The 15,778-nt window shown below is 42.8% G+C and carries 13 protein-coding genes; 8 read left to right on the top strand and 5 right to left on the bottom strand.

The genetic code is table 11. The annotated features are described in order from the left end of the window. Positions 1-54: 54 nt before the first annotated feature. The 4 genes from AC1RM2_RS05570 (at position 55) to AC1RM2_RS05555 (ending at position 5,130) form a co-directional block, all read left to right on the top strand. Entirely contained in the window at positions 55-1,830 is a 1,776-nt protein-coding gene (locus tag AC1RM2_RS05570; protein ID WP_492984013.1) for an aromatic amino acid hydroxylase, read from the top strand. A 499-nt stretch (positions 1,831-2,329) separates the two neighbouring features. After that, positions 2,330-3,034 carry an SDR family NAD(P)-dependent oxidoreductase gene (locus AC1RM2_RS05565; protein ID WP_492984012.1) on the top strand — a complete coding sequence of 235 codons (705 nt, stop codon included), beginning with the start codon at positions 2,330-2,332 and terminating at the stop codon, positions 3,032-3,034. A gap of 67 nt (positions 3,035-3,101) precedes the next feature. Next, a complete protein-coding gene (locus AC1RM2_RS05560; RefSeq protein ID WP_492984011.1) occupies positions 3,102-4,568 on the top strand; it encodes a PAS domain S-box protein in 1,467 nt (488 codons plus the stop codon). A 10-nt stretch (positions 4,569-4,578) separates the two neighbouring features. Then, a complete protein-coding gene (locus AC1RM2_RS05555) occupies positions 4,579-5,130 on the top strand; it encodes a hypothetical protein (protein ID WP_492984010.1) in 552 nt (183 codons plus the stop codon). Between the two features lie 60 nt (positions 5,131-5,190). Here the strand turns inward: AC1RM2_RS05555 and AC1RM2_RS05550 are convergent, their stop codons facing one another. After that, positions 5,191-6,900: an ATP-binding protein gene (locus AC1RM2_RS05550; RefSeq protein ID WP_492984009.1), complete on the bottom strand. Its 1,710-nt coding sequence runs from the start codon at positions 6,898-6,900 to the stop codon at positions 5,191-5,193. A 464-nt stretch (positions 6,901-7,364) separates the two neighbouring features. Beyond that, positions 7,365-7,703: a single-stranded DNA-binding protein gene (locus AC1RM2_RS05545; RefSeq protein ID WP_492984008.1), complete on the bottom strand. Its 339-nt coding sequence runs from the start codon at positions 7,701-7,703 to the stop codon at positions 7,365-7,367. 148 nt (positions 7,704-7,851) lie between these two features. Between AC1RM2_RS05545 and AC1RM2_RS05540 the strand changes: the two genes are divergently transcribed. Beyond that, on the top strand, positions 7,852-8,211 hold the full coding sequence (locus AC1RM2_RS05540) for a hypothetical protein (protein WP_492984007.1): 360 nt from the start codon (positions 7,852-7,854) through the stop codon (positions 8,209-8,211). 18 nt (positions 8,212-8,229) lie between these two features. Here AC1RM2_RS05540 and AC1RM2_RS05535 read toward each other — a convergent pair whose 3' ends face one another. Next, positions 8,230-8,874 carry a hypothetical protein gene (locus AC1RM2_RS05535; RefSeq protein ID WP_492984006.1) on the bottom strand — a complete coding sequence of 215 codons (645 nt, stop codon included), beginning with the start codon at positions 8,872-8,874 and terminating at the stop codon, positions 8,230-8,232. A gap of 485 nt (positions 8,875-9,359) precedes the next feature. Here AC1RM2_RS05535 and guaA point away from each other — a divergent pair, with 485 nt between their 5' ends. The 3 genes from guaA to AC1RM2_RS05520 are packed head-to-tail and all read left to right on the top strand — an operon-like array spanning position 9,360 to position 13,253. Then, a complete protein-coding gene (gene guaA, locus AC1RM2_RS05530) occupies positions 9,360-10,889 on the top strand; it encodes a glutamine-hydrolyzing GMP synthase (RefSeq protein WP_492984005.1) in 1,530 nt (509 codons plus the stop codon). After that, entirely contained in the window at positions 10,846-12,093 is a 1,248-nt protein-coding gene (locus tag AC1RM2_RS05525; RefSeq protein ID WP_492984004.1) for an ABC transporter substrate-binding protein, read from the top strand. Before guaA ends, AC1RM2_RS05525 begins: the two co-directional genes overlap by 44 nt. Beyond that, a complete protein-coding gene (locus tag AC1RM2_RS05520) occupies positions 12,090-13,253 on the top strand; it encodes an RsmB/NOP family class I SAM-dependent RNA methyltransferase (protein ID WP_492984003.1) in 1,164 nt (387 codons plus the stop codon). The genes AC1RM2_RS05525 and AC1RM2_RS05520 overlap by 4 nt, the downstream gene beginning before the upstream one ends. 117 nt (positions 13,254-13,370) lie before the next feature. Here AC1RM2_RS05520 and AC1RM2_RS05515 read toward each other — a convergent pair whose 3' ends face one another. Together AC1RM2_RS05515 and AC1RM2_RS05510 are read right to left on the bottom strand one after the other, a co-directional pair. Then, the gene (locus AC1RM2_RS05515; protein ID WP_477363527.1) at positions 13,371-13,940 is read right to left on the bottom strand and encodes a MarC family protein; all 570 of its coding nucleotides are present in this window, start codon (positions 13,938-13,940) and stop codon (positions 13,371-13,373) included. A 138-nt stretch (positions 13,941-14,078) separates the two neighbouring features. Continuing rightward, positions 14,079-15,635, bottom strand: a complete 1,557-nt coding sequence (locus tag AC1RM2_RS05510; protein WP_492984002.1) for an amino acid permease — start codon at positions 15,633-15,635, stop codon at positions 14,079-14,081. Between the last annotated feature and the right edge of the window lie 143 nt (positions 15,636-15,778).

The following is a 15,778-nucleotide window of genomic DNA, read 5'->3' as shown; positions in this document are numbered from 1 at the left end:
TATTAAACCTTATTTCCTAATTTTACGTTCTGTTATAAACCGTACCCAACGTACATGAGCCATTTTAATGATTTTAATAATCCGCAGGTTGCGGCATTGCCCGGTCATTTAAAACAATTTATAGTCGACCAGCACTACGAGCATTACACGCCTATTGACCACGCGGTTTGGCGCTATGTAATGAGGCAAAATTATAGCTATCTTAAAGATGTAGCCTACTATCCCTACATTCCCGGTTTAACCAAAGCCGGCCTTACCATCGAACGGATACCCGATTTGCAGGAAATGAACGATGCCCTGGCTAAAATAGGCTGGGGCGCGGTTACTGTTGATGGCTTTATACCGCCGGCCGCCTTCATGGAATACCAGGCCTGCAGGGTGCTGGTTATTGCTGCCGATATCCGGCAATCGCGACATATTGAGTATACACCGGCCCCCGATATTATCCACGAATCGGCAGGGCATGCGCCAATTATTGCCGATAAGGACTACCACGAGTATTTGAGCTATTTTGGCTCGATAGGGGCAAAAGCGATGTTTTCGGCACAGGATTTTGAACTTTATGAAGCCATAAGGGCTTTATCAATATTAAAAGAAATGCCCGACGCCGACCCCGAGCAGATCAAAAAGGCCGAAGAATTGTTGGCCCACCGGCAGGAAAATATGGGCGAACCTTCAGAAATGGCACTGCTTAGCCGCCTGCATTGGTGGACGGTAGAATATGGCCTGATAGGTACACTCGAAAACCCGAAGATATACGGGGCGGGCCTGCTATCGTCAATAGGCGAAAGTGCCAGCTGTATGATGGCCGGGGTAAAAAAACTTTGGTATACCATAGATGCCGTGAATTATAGTTATGATATTACCAAAACACAGCCGCAGCTTTTTGTAACGCCAACATTTCAAAACCTGATAGATGTGCTGGAGGAATTTGCCAATACCATGGCCTTCCGCAGAGGGGGCGCATATGGTTTGGGTAAGGCTGTTGAAAGCAAAAATACCTGTACCGTAGTTTATAGCTCGGGCCTGCAGGTTTCGGGCACGGTTGCCGAATTTAAGGTAGATAAAGATGGCCAGCCCTGTTTTATCAAAACCGCAGGATCTACAGCTTTGGCAGTAAATAATAAACAACATAAGGGTCATGGCAAAAGCTATCATCATAACGGCTTTAGCTCGCCTGTTGGCAAGCTAAAAAACCTTGGCCCGATTGAAGATTTGAATGCAATGCAATTGGAAAATACCGGCATCAGTATAAACCAAAATGCGGTGCTGAATTTTGAAAGTGGTATTACGGTGAAAGGGATAGTAAAAAGCATCCTGGAAAATGAAGGCAAAACGTGCCTTATTACTTTTACAGACTGTACGGTAACGGATAAAGACGATACTGTACTGTTCGACCCATCGTGGGGTGTTTATGATATGGCCGTTGGCCAACAGGTAACGTCGGTGTTTTGCGGCGCCGCCGATAAAGAAGCTTTTGAAGATGCTGTTTATAAATCAAAAACAGCAACCCATCATGTAGAATACGATTTCAAAAACAAGGAGCTGCACAAACTGTACAAACAAGTTAGGGATTGCCGCCAAAAACAAGGCGATTATGGTTTTTTAGGTAACGTTTGGCTCAAGCTGCAAAAAGACCATCATGACGACTGGCTTTGCGCCCTGGAAATACTTGAACTTCTGGAACATGAGGATATTGAGCCGTTATTGGCATCCGACATCCGCAATTTTCTGCAACAAAAGGCAAAAGATCAGCCCGAACTAAAAAAACTGATTGACGATGGTTTTTACCTTATAGCGCACCCGGTTGAGCAAAAATTGGTATTTTAGGCCGGCGATAACAATAAAGCTACGACATACGAGTAACCATCAGATGAAACCCGAAAAAATCGTTATGAGGCGCAAAGAAATATAGTTAAATCGAGGTACTATAAACTACCCGTCATTGCGGGTATTCATCAGGTAAAACCTGAAAAAAATCGTTATAACGTGCAACGGATATAGTTAAACGAATGTTCTAAACTACCGTCATTGCGAGGCACGAAGCAATCCCGAACTATGTGGGACTTAGCATGTCGGGGATTGCTTCGTGCCTCGCAATGACGGATATTTGATATTGACAATCAATAACTTACAAGCGCGTCATTGCGAGGCACGAAGCAATCCCAAACTATGTGGGACTTAGCACATCGGGGATTGCTTCGTACCTCGCAATGACGGTACTTTAAGGCATTGACTTAACTATATTTCGTTGCACGTCTCAGTGGTTTTTTCGGATTTTACCTGATGGGTACTCGCAATGATCTTAAATATATAGGGGCTGACACTTATGAACATTATTATAACAGGCGCCAGCAGCGGCGTAGGATTTGAAGCTGTAATTGAACTGATACTATCCGGTAATCATAAAGTAATAGCCCTGGCGCGCTCGCAGGATAAACTGGAGCGTTTGCTGGAAATTGCCAATGGCCTTAACCCCGATTGCCAGTTATACGCTCTTACGTTTGATATTGTACATGATGATTACGAAGGCCTGCTTCAGTTTATTGAAGCCAACTTTGATAACCGGGTTGATATTTTAATTAACAACGCCGGTGTACTTATTAATAAGCCTTTTGCCGAACTGCAGGAAACTGATTTTGTAGAAATGCTGCAAAGTAACTTTATTGGGCATGTACGCATTATACAAGCTTTATTGCCATTGGTGCCGGGTGGCGGCCATATTGTAAATATTGGCAGTATGGGCGGCTACCAGGGCAGCGCTAAGTTTCCGGGGTTGGCGGCATATTCGGCAAGTAAAGCGGCATTGCATACTTTAACCGAGTGTTTAGCCCAGGAATTAGCCGGTCAGGATATTAAAGTGAATTGTCTGGCATTAGGATCGGCACAAACTGAGATGCTGGAAAAGGCTTTTCCCGGTTATGAATCGCCTGTACTGGCATTTGAAATGGGAAAATACGTGGCCGATTTTGCGCTTACCGGTCATCGGTTTTTTAACGGTAAGGTTTTGCCGGTTGCTGTAAGCACCCCTTAAATTAATATTTGGTTATTGTAAATATTTTATAACTTAGATATAGTAAAATATGCCATAATAGCCTGCTATGGATAAAAGATTCATATCCTTTTTTACACACTCAAAAGATATATTTTTTGTGATGGATATGAGTGGTGTAATATTACATACCAACCCATCCTTCCGGCAATTATTTAACTATACCGAGGCCGAACTGCATGGAATAAATATTGCAGATATTTGCCACCCGGCGGATAAGGAACGCAGAGAAGAATCAGTAGGCAGGTTAGTTGCAGATAAACAGTTAATAGGATATCAGAGCCGCGTTAAAGCTAAGGATGGATGTTACTATAGCGTAACATGGTCTATCTTACTGAATGACGATGGCCTTATTTATTCAACCGGTAACGTGGTGATTGGCGTTCCTGCCAAATCTGGCGCCACAAGTGATGATATTGTGCAACATACCATTCAAAGCCTTACCGAGGGTTTCATAGTACTTGATACCGGGTGGAATGTTTTAGCCTTCAATCCTGCCTTCCAGGTGATGACCAATCTGGATGAAAACCAGATAAGGTCATCTCGCTTTACATACATCAAAAGCCTGGGTTTAACACCCAGGGTAATAGATGAGTTACAGCGATCATTGGCCAGCGAACAAGCATTACAGGTACAGTATCTGAATACATTTTGTAATTCGTGGTTGCGAATGAATGTATATCCGTACCATAACAGGTTAGCTGTTTTTATAAGGGATATTACCGAAATAATGATTCAGCAATGGGTTTTAACGCTGGAAAAGAAGGTGTTAGAATTAAATACCACCTCGAGGTATACCCTTGCTCAAACCGCGAATGAATTGTTAATGGGAATTGAGGGTATTTTTCCTGAAATGATTTGCTCGGTTTTAGAGGTTGATGATGTGGAGGATAAATTACATAACCTTGCCGCCCCACAATTACCCAAAACGTATTGCGACGCAATCGAAAATCTTTCGGTGGGGCCAAATGTGGGCTCATGTGGTACGGCGGTTTTTCACCGGAGCCAGGTTATTGTGAGCGATATTGAAAACGACCCACTTTGGGCCGACTATGCCGGATTAGCTAAACAATTTGGATTAAAAGCGTGTTGGTCTACCCCGGTTATCAGTTCAAAAGGGTCGAAGGTTTTGGCGGTGTTTGGTATTTATTATAACACTGTGCGCGAGCCTAAGGATAGTGAACTACAGTTGATTGGACGTACGGTAAATATTTTGCGGGTTTTGATAGAAAGTAAAAGAAACGAAGAAAATATACTTGACCAGAACAACAGGCTGCAATCCATCGCCAACATTAGCTCGCACGAACTCAGGCGACCGGTAGCTACCATCCTCGGCCTGGTAAATTTATTCGACAAGGATGATATGGAAAATCCTTTGAATAAAGAAATAGTTGCCCACCTTGACACCACAGCCCGTGAACTGGATGGGGTGATACACAATATTGTCGAAAAAACCGTTTATATGCGGGTTAACGAAACAGAGATGTATGGCGAGGAAGTGAAGGGTGGAAGGTAAACCATATCAAATGTTCGACAAAAAAGTAATCACAAAAGATACATTGGAGCAGCATTTAGCCGAAGCGACGGTTAGTTTGCTTGCTATGACCCGTGATATGACATGGAATACAATTTCAGATAGCTGTTTGTATTTTATTACAAATTATCAAGAAGCGGCGGGGATTGGTCGTATAGAGAAGACCAGGGAATTTAGATTTGATAAAACGGAACCACAATATTTAGCCAATGTTATGCCTCAACTGTTAACATTATATTCCAAGCTGTGTGATATTAACCTTTTTATTTATGAAGCTTCAAAAGCACTTACAATAATTGAAATTGAGTATAATCCAAAAAGTGCATTGGATGACGATTACCGGAAAATAGTTGAAAATAACCCGCCAACACTTCATTGCAAAGTGGCATTGCCTTTTTATTATCATTTTAATGGAAAAAAAAAGTTCGACATCAACTGGCAAAATAATTCCCTTTCCTATAAAATAAATTCTTTTTGGGCCAGGTTTAAATATAAGTTTTACAGGACTATTGGCCGGGATCACTACGCTATATTGACAAAATAACCTTGAAACGGTCTTTCTGTGCAATTATAAACTTCAAGAAATTAATGAGGTCCTCGAATTTCAGGCTATTGGAATAGTAAACCAAAAAGTACTCCCTTTCCCCGGTTCGCTTTCAACGCCTATCTGCCCTTCATGTTTTTTAATAATTTCGGCGCTGATGTATAATCCTAAGCCCAATCCACCTGTTTGAAAGCCGGCTGTTTCAACCCGGTAATAGCGTTCAAAAATACGTTTTACTTCTTCAGGGTGTATGCCTGGTCCTTTATCTGTTACGCTAACCCTGGCCATATCGTTTATTTTTTCAATCGAAACAATAATATCCTTCGACCGCGGAGCGTATTTAACAGCATTGTTTATAAAGTTCACCAACACCTGGTCTATCTGGTGCTCGTCGGCAAATACCTCCAATTCAAGATTGCCGGTTGCTATTATCTTATATTCTTCTGCCAGCCTTATTTCGCTGCTGCCTGCACTTACTATTTTTGAAAGTACAAACGTTGATTTGCTTAATTGCAGGCGGTCCTGGTTTATCCTGCTCAGGTTTAACAGGTCTTCAACCAGGGCAGTTATTTTGTGCATGCTCCTGCTTGATTGAGTTATCAGTTTAGGCAGCATGGGCGAAGAGGGGTTATTGGTTAACCGCTCCAATAATTGCAACGAACCTTTGAGGCTGGTCATCGGAGTTTTAAGCTCATGGCTGGCAATACTAATGAAGTCGTCTTTTTGCTGTTGCAGTTCTTTAAGTTGGTTTATCTCGGTGGCAGTACCAATCCACAGCTCAGTTTCGCCCTCTTCGTTTTTAACCGGCACCATCCTTGTTAAATGCCAGCGAAATACGCCATCAGTGCCTTTGATCCTGTTTTCGATGCCGCCACCATTACTTAAGCCCAATTGCATATCCCTGAATTTGTTAAGGGCTGCTTCCACATCGTCAGGATGCATCGCTTCTTTCCAGCCATATCCTTTGCTGGCTTCAAAATCAAGCCCGGTATAGTCGTACCATCTTTTGTTAAAAAAGGTTGCTTCGGCGTTGTTATTAACAGTCCATGCCATTTGCGATATGGTTTCAAACATTGTTCTGAAACGGGTTTCACTATCGGCTAAAGCTTTGGTACGCCTTAAAATGCGGTCTTCCAGTTCGGTATTGAGCAGCTGCAAACTTTCGCGCGATTGTTCCAGCAGTTCATTTGATGTGTATAACTGTTCGTTTGTAACGGCAAGCTCTTCGTTGGTGCAAGCTAATTCTTCATTTAGTGCACGCAGTTCTTCATTAAAGTTTTGCAATTCATTATTGGCGTTGGCAAGCTCTTCGGCCATCTCCAATTCTTTTTTCCTTGATGCTGCAAGGGCCAGTTTGTTCAGCTCCTGTTCTGTTACATTTTTGGCAATACTTAGCAGGTATGCTACCTTACCTTCGCTATCAAAAATGGGCGTAATTTCTGTTTGCGCCCAACCCTGAACGGTTGCACCCCCGGGTACAGGAATTTCGAAATAGAGCAGTGGGAGCTTAACGTATTTTTTTTGTTCTACGGCTTCAATGAGCCCGTTTTTTAACAGGTTTAGTTGTTCTTCGCTGTTTTTGTCCCAGGGTTTAAAAACATCAAAGGTATCCTTGCCAATCATTTGCTCTGCGGTCATCGAAGTTGCCCTTATCCGCGCCTCATTCATGGCTATTATAGTAAACCGGGGTATGTTGGGCTCAATAATAGTCATGGGGAAACCAATCTGGTTAAATACAGTTTCAAACATAGCGGCTTGCTCGGGGGCCATATTGGTAGATATAATTGGATTCAAATATACTATTCAAAACTCAAAGCCCCTACAGACCCGGCCTAAAACATGGAATCGTTTTTTTGAACGTTCGCAAATAGCAAAAAGCCACAGGAAAGCTTTTAACATTGATAAGATTTATTTCGCGCAAAGACGCAGAGGCGCAAAGGGATTTGCTTGTTCTTTTTGGGCCTCGACGATCCCGGCGCGAAAAACCTAATAAGCAATCATCAGTTATAATCAGCCAGGACCAGCAAACAAAGCGGTGCTTCCTGATCCAGCTGATTATTGATATCGTAAACGCGATTAAATAAAGTCGGGTCATTTTTCATCGTCTTTATTTACCGGTGCTACAAACCAGCGGCCCGAAACCTTTTTTACTTCCTTGGCTTTCTCTTCATCAATACTTGCATCAGGTGCTTTGAGTTCTTCGGCCACCGGGGATTGGTTTGCGGTTTTGCTCTTCAGCCTTTTGCGCCAACTTTCAAAAAGTCGTTTACCACAATTTCAGATACGTAGCGTTTAATGCCGTCTTTATCTACGTAATTGCGGTTGGCCAGTTTGCCTTCAATGGCTACTTCATCGCCTTTTTTAAGCAAATCTTCTGCAAGCTTGGCTGTAGTGTTCCAAAATACCAGGTTATGCCAGGTGGTATCGGTTATTTTTTCGCCTTTGTCATTTTTATAACTTTCGTTAGTGGCCAGGGATACCCGCACCATTTTTTTGTTGCTGTCAAAAACTTTTACTTCGGGGTCCATACCTAAGTTGCCTACAAGGCGTACACTGTTTTTTAATGTGTTCATCGTTTTATTTTTTAATGTTACTGTTGTTTTGATAACGATACAAAGGTGCAGTGACTCTGAAAATTTAACCGGATAATAACCGTTTACAGTCGATAGTATCCATTTGTAAGCGTTTGCAAACGGATAAATAATTGCCTAACTTTATATCATGAACCAGGAAAGAAACTGTTTGGATTGCGGCGAACCCCTGCATGGCCGGGCTGATAAAAAATTCTGTAACGACCTATGCCGAAACAATTACAACAACCAGCTTAATAGCAACAGCTATAACCTGGTGCGCAATATCAATAACATATTACGCCGCAACCGCCGGGTAATGGAAGAGCTAAACCCCACCGGCAAAACCAAAACCACCCGCAAAAAAATGGCAGCTAAGGGTTTTGATTTTGATCATATCACAAGTGTCTATCAAACCAAAACAGGGTCGACTTATATGTTTTGCTACGAGTATGGATATTTGTTGCTGGATGGCGATGAGGTTTTGTTGGTGAAAAGGGAAGGGGAGTAGTTGGTGTTTTGAAGATAACTAACGTGATTTACCATACTTCCCTTTTAAAGCCAATTCTGCTACAGATTTAATTGTACCATCTTTTCCTGATGTTGCAACGCAATGGTTTAAGAATGGAAGTGTTAAATCTTTTTTCCACCCCGCGCAGGCAAGTGCTAAGCCATATCTTGGGTCTAAGTAGCCGCTCGATAATCCAACGCGATCTGGGTGTTGATGGAGGTCCCAACTCAAATTAATTAATTCACAAATCTCATTGTCTGAGGGTATCATTCTGTCGTTCCCAATGGGGATCAATGCACCCGTTACTACAGATAATCTCCCGAATGTTAGCAACTGAATGGCAGGAGAAGAGTCAGCCAACGTTTCTCGTTTCAAACGGACGAATGTAATTGCGGCGGCGTAGGTCACCATATCGTGCGGTAAATTAGCTTTAGTAATCATTTCCATTTCTGAAAGTGCTGCCTTATATTCAATTAACCCCAAGGCCAAAATCATTTCTACTTTGGTTTCCCAGGTCCTGAGATCTTTTTTTTCTTTTAAAAATGCGTCAAAAAGTTGTTCACCTGCTTGTTTAATTTTAAGCTTGCCGATAGCTTTTGCAGCCTGTCGCCTATCCGAGGATTTGGTTGATTTAAGTTTAGTTGCGATTTCGTTATTAATCATAAAATAAATTTGACCACAGTAAATGGCGGCCTATAAATGTATTTATATAAATACGAATTTCAACTCAAAATAAAGTGAAATCCGAACACTTAAATTTGTGTTAGGGATTGAAACGGATACCGGCCAATGTGGCTAAGGCTTGTGCAGTATGAGTGTAAAGCCCGGCCGCAGGCAACACCGTAATAAAGTATCAAGTAGTTAGTATCAAGTATCAAGATTTTTTGATGTGCAGATATCCAGATTTTAGATGTGCAGATGAGTTTATCTGAACCGGGATTCGTCGGATTTATCAGATTTTTTTGGATTTTGATTGCGTTGCATTTTAAAATCTGTGGAATTCGATAAATCTGCTTAATCCAGGTTCAGACAAAACTCATCAATTAAAAAAATCCGAAATCCCAATTCCCAAATCCGAAATCAAAACCGCCATCCAAAAATCTCAAATCTCATATCTCACATCTCATATCAAAATCCTATCTTTGCCCATGCAAGAAAAAATCCTCATTCTTGACTTTGGCTCGCAATTCACCCAACTTATAGCGCGCCGTGTCAGGGAGCTCAATATTTACTGTGAGATCCACCCCTTTAATCATTATCCCGAAATTGACAGCACTGTAAAAGGTATCATCCTTTCCGGCAGTCCTTATTCTGTAAGGCAGGAGGATGCGCCACGCTTTGATTTTGAGCAATTTCATGACACCCGCCCAATTTTAGGGGTTTGTTACGGGGCGCAGTATGTAGCCCATTTTCATGGTGGCGAGGTGTTGGCATCAAGCACCCGCGAATATGGCCGTGCTAATTTAGATTACGTTAACCGCGAAAACCCGCTGTTTAAAAATATTCCCGAAAATTCACAGGTGTGGATGTCGCATGCGGATACCATCGCGCGCATTGCCGATAATTTTGAGGTTATTGCAAGTACCGATACCGTGAAGGTTGCGGCTTACCAGGTTACGGGCACCCAAACTTATGGCATCCAGTTTCACCCCGAAGTTACCCACAGTATTGATGGCAAGCAATTGCTGCAAAACTTTTTGGTTGATATTTGCGGCTGCCACCAGGACTGGACACCAGATTCGTTCATTGAAACTACCATTGCCGCTTTAAAAGAGAAACTGGGCGATGATAAAGTAGTTTTAGGCTTATCAGGCGGAGTTGATTCGTCTGTTGCGGCTGTATTGCTGCACCATGCCATTGGTACCAATTTGCATTGTATTTTTGTTGATAACGGCCTGCTGCGTAAAGGCGAGTATGAGCAGGTGCTCGACTCGTACAAGCACATGGGCTTAAATATAAAAGGTATTGATGCCAAACAACGCTTTTACGATGCGCTGGCCGGCTTAAATGACCCCGAGAAGAAACGTAAAGCCATCGGCCGCGTATTTATTGAAGTTTTTGATGATGCAGCACACGAGGTGCAGGATGTAAAATGGCTTGGCCAGGGTACCATTTACCCTGATGTTATCGAGTCGGTTTCTGTTAAAGGGCCATCGGCTACTATCAAATCGCACCATAACGTTGGTGGACTGCCTGATTTTATGAAGCTGAAGGTAGTTGAACCTTTAAACACCCTGTTTAAAGACGAAGTTAGGCGTGTTGGCAAAGCATTGGGTATCGATCCTAATATTTTAGGCAGGCACCCTTTTCCTGGTCCGGGCCTGGCTATCAGGATACTGGGTGATGTTACGCCAGAAAAAGTTGCTATATTACAGGAGGCTGATGCGATTTATATCAACAATTTACGCAGTTACGGTGTTTACGATAAAGTTTGGCAGGCAGGTGCAATATTTTTACCGGTACAATCGGTAGGAGTAATGGGCGATGAGCGTACTTACGAGAACGTAATTTGCCTGCGTGCTGTTGAATCGTTGGATGGAATGACAGCCGATTGGTGCCATTTACCGTACGATTTGCTGGCCAAGATCAGTAACGAGATCATTAACAACGTAAAAGGAATTAACCGGGTAGTATATGATATCAGTTCGAAACCACCTGCTACAATTGAGTGGGAATAAATGGTTACTGTTTTTTATAACGGCGCTGGTACTGGCTGCATGTTCGCCAAAAGTGCGGCAGGTAGCGCCTGTTAAAAAACCAACTGACACAGAAGCCGAAAAGCCAAAGGTTGCCGAAAAGCCACCTGTAAAGCCCGTAAGTGCCAAGCCTTTAACCATTGCTATGGTATTGCCGCTGGGTTTAGATCACCTGAAACCCGGCGCCAGGTATACTTCGCCCGGCTTAACCAAGGCCAACATGAGCGTGGAGTATTACCAGGGTTTTAAATTGGCCCTGGACTCGCTTACGGCCAGCGGAGCCAATTTCAAGCTCCGGCTGTACGATTCAAAAGACGAGGGCGCGCAGGCGCATAGCCTCGGTTTTAATCCCCTCATCAAAAACAGCGACCTGATTGTGGGTCCGGTTTTTCCTGACGGGATGAAAGTTTTTACCGCGGTGCTCAATACTAAATCGCCCGTTGTTTCGCCGCTTTCTCCTGCATCTCCGGCCACCATCAACAGCAATAATTTAATTACGGTAATGCCCCCCTTGGAGTATCATGGCTGGGGTGCTGCGCAGTATATCAACGATAAACTAAAGCCTAAAAAGATTTTTATCCTGCGGTCGGGCTTTAGCCAGGAGCAGGATTACGTGCGGGGCTTTAAAAATGCCACTGATAGCTTGAGCAATAAAAAGGTTAAGGTTATTATCGTTACCATCTCAAAAGGCCAGTTAGGCGGGCTGATACCACAGTTGTCAAAAAAAGAACAAAACATATTTGTGGTAGCGGCTACCGACCAGGCATTTTTATCGGTTACCTTAAAATCGCTGGATACTTTAAACAGGCATTATCCCGTAACCTTGTTTGGACACCCAAGCTGGGAGAAGTTTAATTTTTTGAAAATAGATATTTTGCAACGGTTGAAAACCCACATAACATCGGCCGATCAAATTGACTATAAATCAGACGCCAATATGGAATTTGTGCGGGTTTACCACCGTGTTTACCATGTTGAGCCTACCGACTTTGCCATTAAGGGCTTTGACGAGGGCATGTACTTTGGCCGCCAATTGATTGATAATAATTTCGCGGCATTGGACAAAGCCGATTATACAGGCCTGCACAATCAGTTTCACTTTATTAAGAAAAATGGACTGGGATGGGTAAATACCCATGTAAATGTGTTAATGTATGCTAACTTTGAGCTTAAACAGGTAGAATGAAGGCGATAAACCAGCTTAAAACGTTTCAGCGCATAATAGGGGAGTACCCGGTTGATACGCCCTTAAGTAAATTTTTACCAGGCTTTTACAGGCAAAACAAGCAAATGGGATCAACCGACCGGCGGGTGGCCAGTCGCCTGGTATACAGCTATTTTCGCCTGGGGCAGGCACTCCCCAATTTAGCTACTGATGAAAGACTGATAGTTGCGGAATTTTTGTGCAATACCCAAAGCAATTCATTTTTACTGCATTTTAAGCCCGATTGGGCGGCTTGCATTAATTTTACTATTGATGATAAGCTTGCGCTAATAAAAACAGCATACCCTGCATTTAAATTGGAAGATGTTTTCCCCTGGACATCACAGATCTCGGCAGGCATTGATAAAGATGCATTCCTGAAATCATTTTTTTGCCAGCCCGATTTATTTATCCGGGTGCGCAATGGATACGATCACCTGGTGAAAGCCGAACTGAATAAAGCCGGAGTTGTGTTTAAAGATGAAGGCAACGGCTGTTACGCTTTGCCTAACGGAACGAGGCTCGAAACCATCTTCCCAAAACAAAACTGGTTCGAGGTGCAGGACCTTTCCTCGCAGCAAACCGGCGATTTTTTCAGGCCCCAGCGCTGGGATAGCTGGTGGGATGCCTGCGCAGCATCGGGCGGTAAGTCGTTATTACTGCACGAGGACGAACCCAATATTAAACTGGTAGTATCAGATATCCGCGAATCGGTTTTAGCCAACCTGGATGAGCGTTTCCAGTTAGCCGGCCTAACCAAGTACCAGAAAAAGGTACTGGATTTAACCACCAATATCGCTCAAACCCTGCACGATTACGAATTTGATGGAATCATCCTTGATGCCCCCTGTAGTGGTTCGGGCACCTGGGGCCGCACACCCGAGATGATAGCCCAGTTTATGCCGGCTAAAATCGAGTTTTTTCAGCGCCTGCAAAAAGGGATTGCCCAAAACGTGGTGAAATACCTTAAACCCGGTAAGCCGCTTATTTACATCACCTGCTCGGCCTTTAAAGGCGAGAATGAGGATGTGGTTGATTACCTGGTAAAAGAGTTAGGATTGAAACTGGAGGAGAGCAAGGTGCTGAAGGGCTATGAGCATAAGGCGGATACGATGTTTGTGGCGAGGCTTTTAGCAATTTGAAAATTTGAGGATTTGAAAATTTGAAAATGCCAAATTATCCTTAACCTGGTGGCATTTCGAGTCGAAGAGCAATTCTACTTTTTCATTTTCAAATCTTCAAATTAACTCATTCTCAAATTAAAGATGCGTATTTGCTCTAAACAACTTTATTGCTATTGCCAGCAAAATAATCCCGAACGATTTACGCAGTATACTCAACCCAACAGGCCCCAACAGCTTCTCTATCCACTTTACATTTTTAAGCACCAGGTAAACTACAATGGTGTTTAGCACAATGCCTACAATGATGTTTTGGGTTTGATATTGAGATTTTAAAGATAACAACGTGGTCATGGTGCCGGCACCGGCTATCAGCGGGAAGGCTATGGGTACTATGGATGCAGATAGCGGCACCTCTTCCTTAAAAAAGTCGACGCCTAATACCATTTCCATGGCTATGATAAAGATGACCAGCGAGCCCGCTATCGCGAAGGAAGAAATGTCCAGGCCGATGATGGCCAGCAGCTCATCGCCCACAAATAAAAACACCACCATTAATACCAGTACCGCGATGCTTGCCTTTTCCGATTCGATGTGTCCTACACGCTGGCGTACCTGGATAATTACAGGTATGGCGCCCAGTATATCAATAATGGCAAACAGGATCATCGTAACAGATAATATCTCCCTGAAAATTAATGGACGCATGGCTTTAAGGTTTTATGTTTTTGACTTTAACCGGAAACTGAGCAAAGTTGCAATTAAAGCTCCGGTATAAAAAAGAACTTAACAAAAAAGGTTCTGAAATTTCAGAACCTTTTTTGTTTGTATGGATATTGTTATCAGTTATTCAACAAATTTGGGATTGATGGGGTCAATTGCTCCTTCAACTTTTCCGTGTCGTACGTGCGAGCGTTTAACACTGTAACCAAAGTAAATTACAAAACCTATCAGCAACCAGCCTATTAACCTTAGCCAGTTTTCAAGACCTTCACTTGCTATCATACAAAGACAAATAATTGCTCCTAACGGACAAACAATCATATACCATGGAGTTTTGAAAGGGCGAACAATAGTAGGATCTGTTCTGCGGAGAATAAAAATACCTAAACATACCAGTACGAACGCGAACAAAGTTCCGATACTTACCATTTCGCCTACTATACTATCGGGAATAAACCCGGCAAATAAGGATACGAAGCCAAAAAACAACCATTGCGATTTGTATGGAGTGCGGTGCTTAGGATGCAGTTTTGAAAATATAGGTGGGATTAAGCCATCTATACTCATGGTATAAAATACACGGGTTTGGCCCATAAGCATCACCAGGATAACTGAAGAAAAACCCGCAAGAATAGATACCGTTACCAATGATGATAACCAGGTATAACCTGGCATTGCCGTTTTAATGGCGTAGCTAACAGATGCTTCTTTACCTTGTATCAGGAATTCTTTGTATGAAACCAGGCCGGTTAATACGTGCGAGAACAGGATGTAAAGTGCGGTACAAATTACCAGTGATATTAAAATACCTTTTGGCATATCTCTTTGAGGGTTTTTTGCCTCCTGTGCCGCTGTTGATACGGCATCAAAACCAATAAAGGCAAAGAACACCACACTTGCACCCCGCAACACACCCAGCCAGCCGTGATTAAAAGTATCGGCATAATTTACAGGGCCTGTATTTGTATTTACTACACCCGCATCGGCCGGGATCATATAAGGGATATGATTGGCGGGGTTTATAAAATGCCAGCCTAAACCAATGATCATAAGTACAATAGCAACTTTTACAATTACAATAATATTGTTCACGATTGCCGATTCTGCGGTACCACGGATCAATAACAGGGTAAGCATCAGCAAAATAAAAATGGCAGGTAAATTAATTATTCCATGAGCACCCAGTTCGGCAGCATATATGCCTGTAGTGGTTTTAGAAATCTCCCAGGGAGAATGCGACCAGGCAAACGGGACATGCGTATGAAAAAATGTATCTAAAAATGCGTTAAAATATTGCGACCAGCCTATAGATACTGTTGCCGCGCCTAATGCGTATTCAAGCACCAAATCCCAGCCTATTATCCAGGCAATAAATTCGCCCATGGTAGCGTAGGAATAGGTATAAGCAGATCCCGCGATAGGGATCATACTGGCAAATTCAGCATAACATAAGCCCGCAAGTGCGCAGCCTGCAGCCGCAATTAAAAAGGAAATGGTAACCGCCGGACCGGCATGCTGGCCTGCTGCTGCTGCCGTTCGTACAAAGATACCGGCACCAATAATTGCGCCAATACCCAGTGCAATAAGCGATCCAACGCCTAAAGTTCTTTTCAGCGTTTTCTCAGTTTCCTTTGATGCAGCCATTAACTGCGCAATAGGTTTTTTAATAAATAACTTCATGTTTAATTAGTAAGATCAGTCGTAAAAAAATTAAAAATTCACATTTCCCCAAACGTACTTAAATTTATTGAAAAGATAAAGGGCAGAATGTAACAATGGAAGCGAATTAATAACCCAAATTATAGTTTGAAAATGAAGTGTTT

Source organism: Mucilaginibacter sp. GW822-FHT03E02, from assembly GCF_058801545.1.
Note: the sequence above shows the minus strand (reverse complement) of the source record. Positions and strands in the feature narration are given on the sequence as shown.

Excerpts from the sequence above, each read along its gene's own strand:
- AC1RM2_RS05570 (WP_492984013.1), top strand. The coding sequence starts at position 55 with ATGAGCCATTTTAATGATTTTAATAATCCGCAGGTTGCGGCATTGCCC.
- AC1RM2_RS05565 (WP_492984012.1), top strand. The coding sequence starts at position 2,330 with ATGAACATTATTATAACAGGCGCCAGCAGCGGCGTAGGATTTGAAGCT.
- AC1RM2_RS05560 (WP_492984011.1), top strand. The coding sequence starts at position 3,102 with ATGGATAAAAGATTCATATCCTTTTTTACACACTCAAAAGATATATTT.
- AC1RM2_RS05555 (WP_492984010.1), top strand. The coding sequence starts at position 4,579 with ATGTTCGACAAAAAAGTAATCACAAAAGATACATTGGAGCAGCATTTA.
- AC1RM2_RS05550 (WP_492984009.1), bottom strand. The coding sequence starts at position 6,900 with ATGGCCCCCGAGCAAGCCGCTATGTTTGAAACTGTATTTAACCAGATT.
- AC1RM2_RS05545 (WP_492984008.1), bottom strand. The coding sequence starts at position 7,703 with ATGAACACATTAAAAAACAGTGTACGCCTTGTAGGCAACTTAGGTATG.
- AC1RM2_RS05540 (WP_492984007.1), top strand. The coding sequence starts at position 7,852 with ATGAACCAGGAAAGAAACTGTTTGGATTGCGGCGAACCCCTGCATGGC.
- AC1RM2_RS05535 (WP_492984006.1), bottom strand. The coding sequence starts at position 8,874 with ATGATTAATAACGAAATCGCAACTAAACTTAAATCAACCAAATCCTCG.
- guaA (WP_492984005.1), top strand. The coding sequence starts at position 9,360 with ATGCAAGAAAAAATCCTCATTCTTGACTTTGGCTCGCAATTCACCCAA.
- AC1RM2_RS05525 (WP_492984004.1), top strand. The coding sequence starts at position 10,846 with ATGATATCAGTTCGAAACCACCTGCTACAATTGAGTGGGAATAAATGG.
- AC1RM2_RS05520 (WP_492984003.1), top strand. The coding sequence starts at position 12,090 with ATGAAGGCGATAAACCAGCTTAAAACGTTTCAGCGCATAATAGGGGAG.
- AC1RM2_RS05515 (WP_477363527.1), bottom strand. The coding sequence starts at position 13,940 with ATGCGTCCATTAATTTTCAGGGAGATATTATCTGTTACGATGATCCTG.
- AC1RM2_RS05510 (WP_492984002.1), bottom strand. The coding sequence starts at position 15,635 with ATGAAGTTATTTATTAAAAAACCTATTGCGCAGTTAATGGCTGCATCA.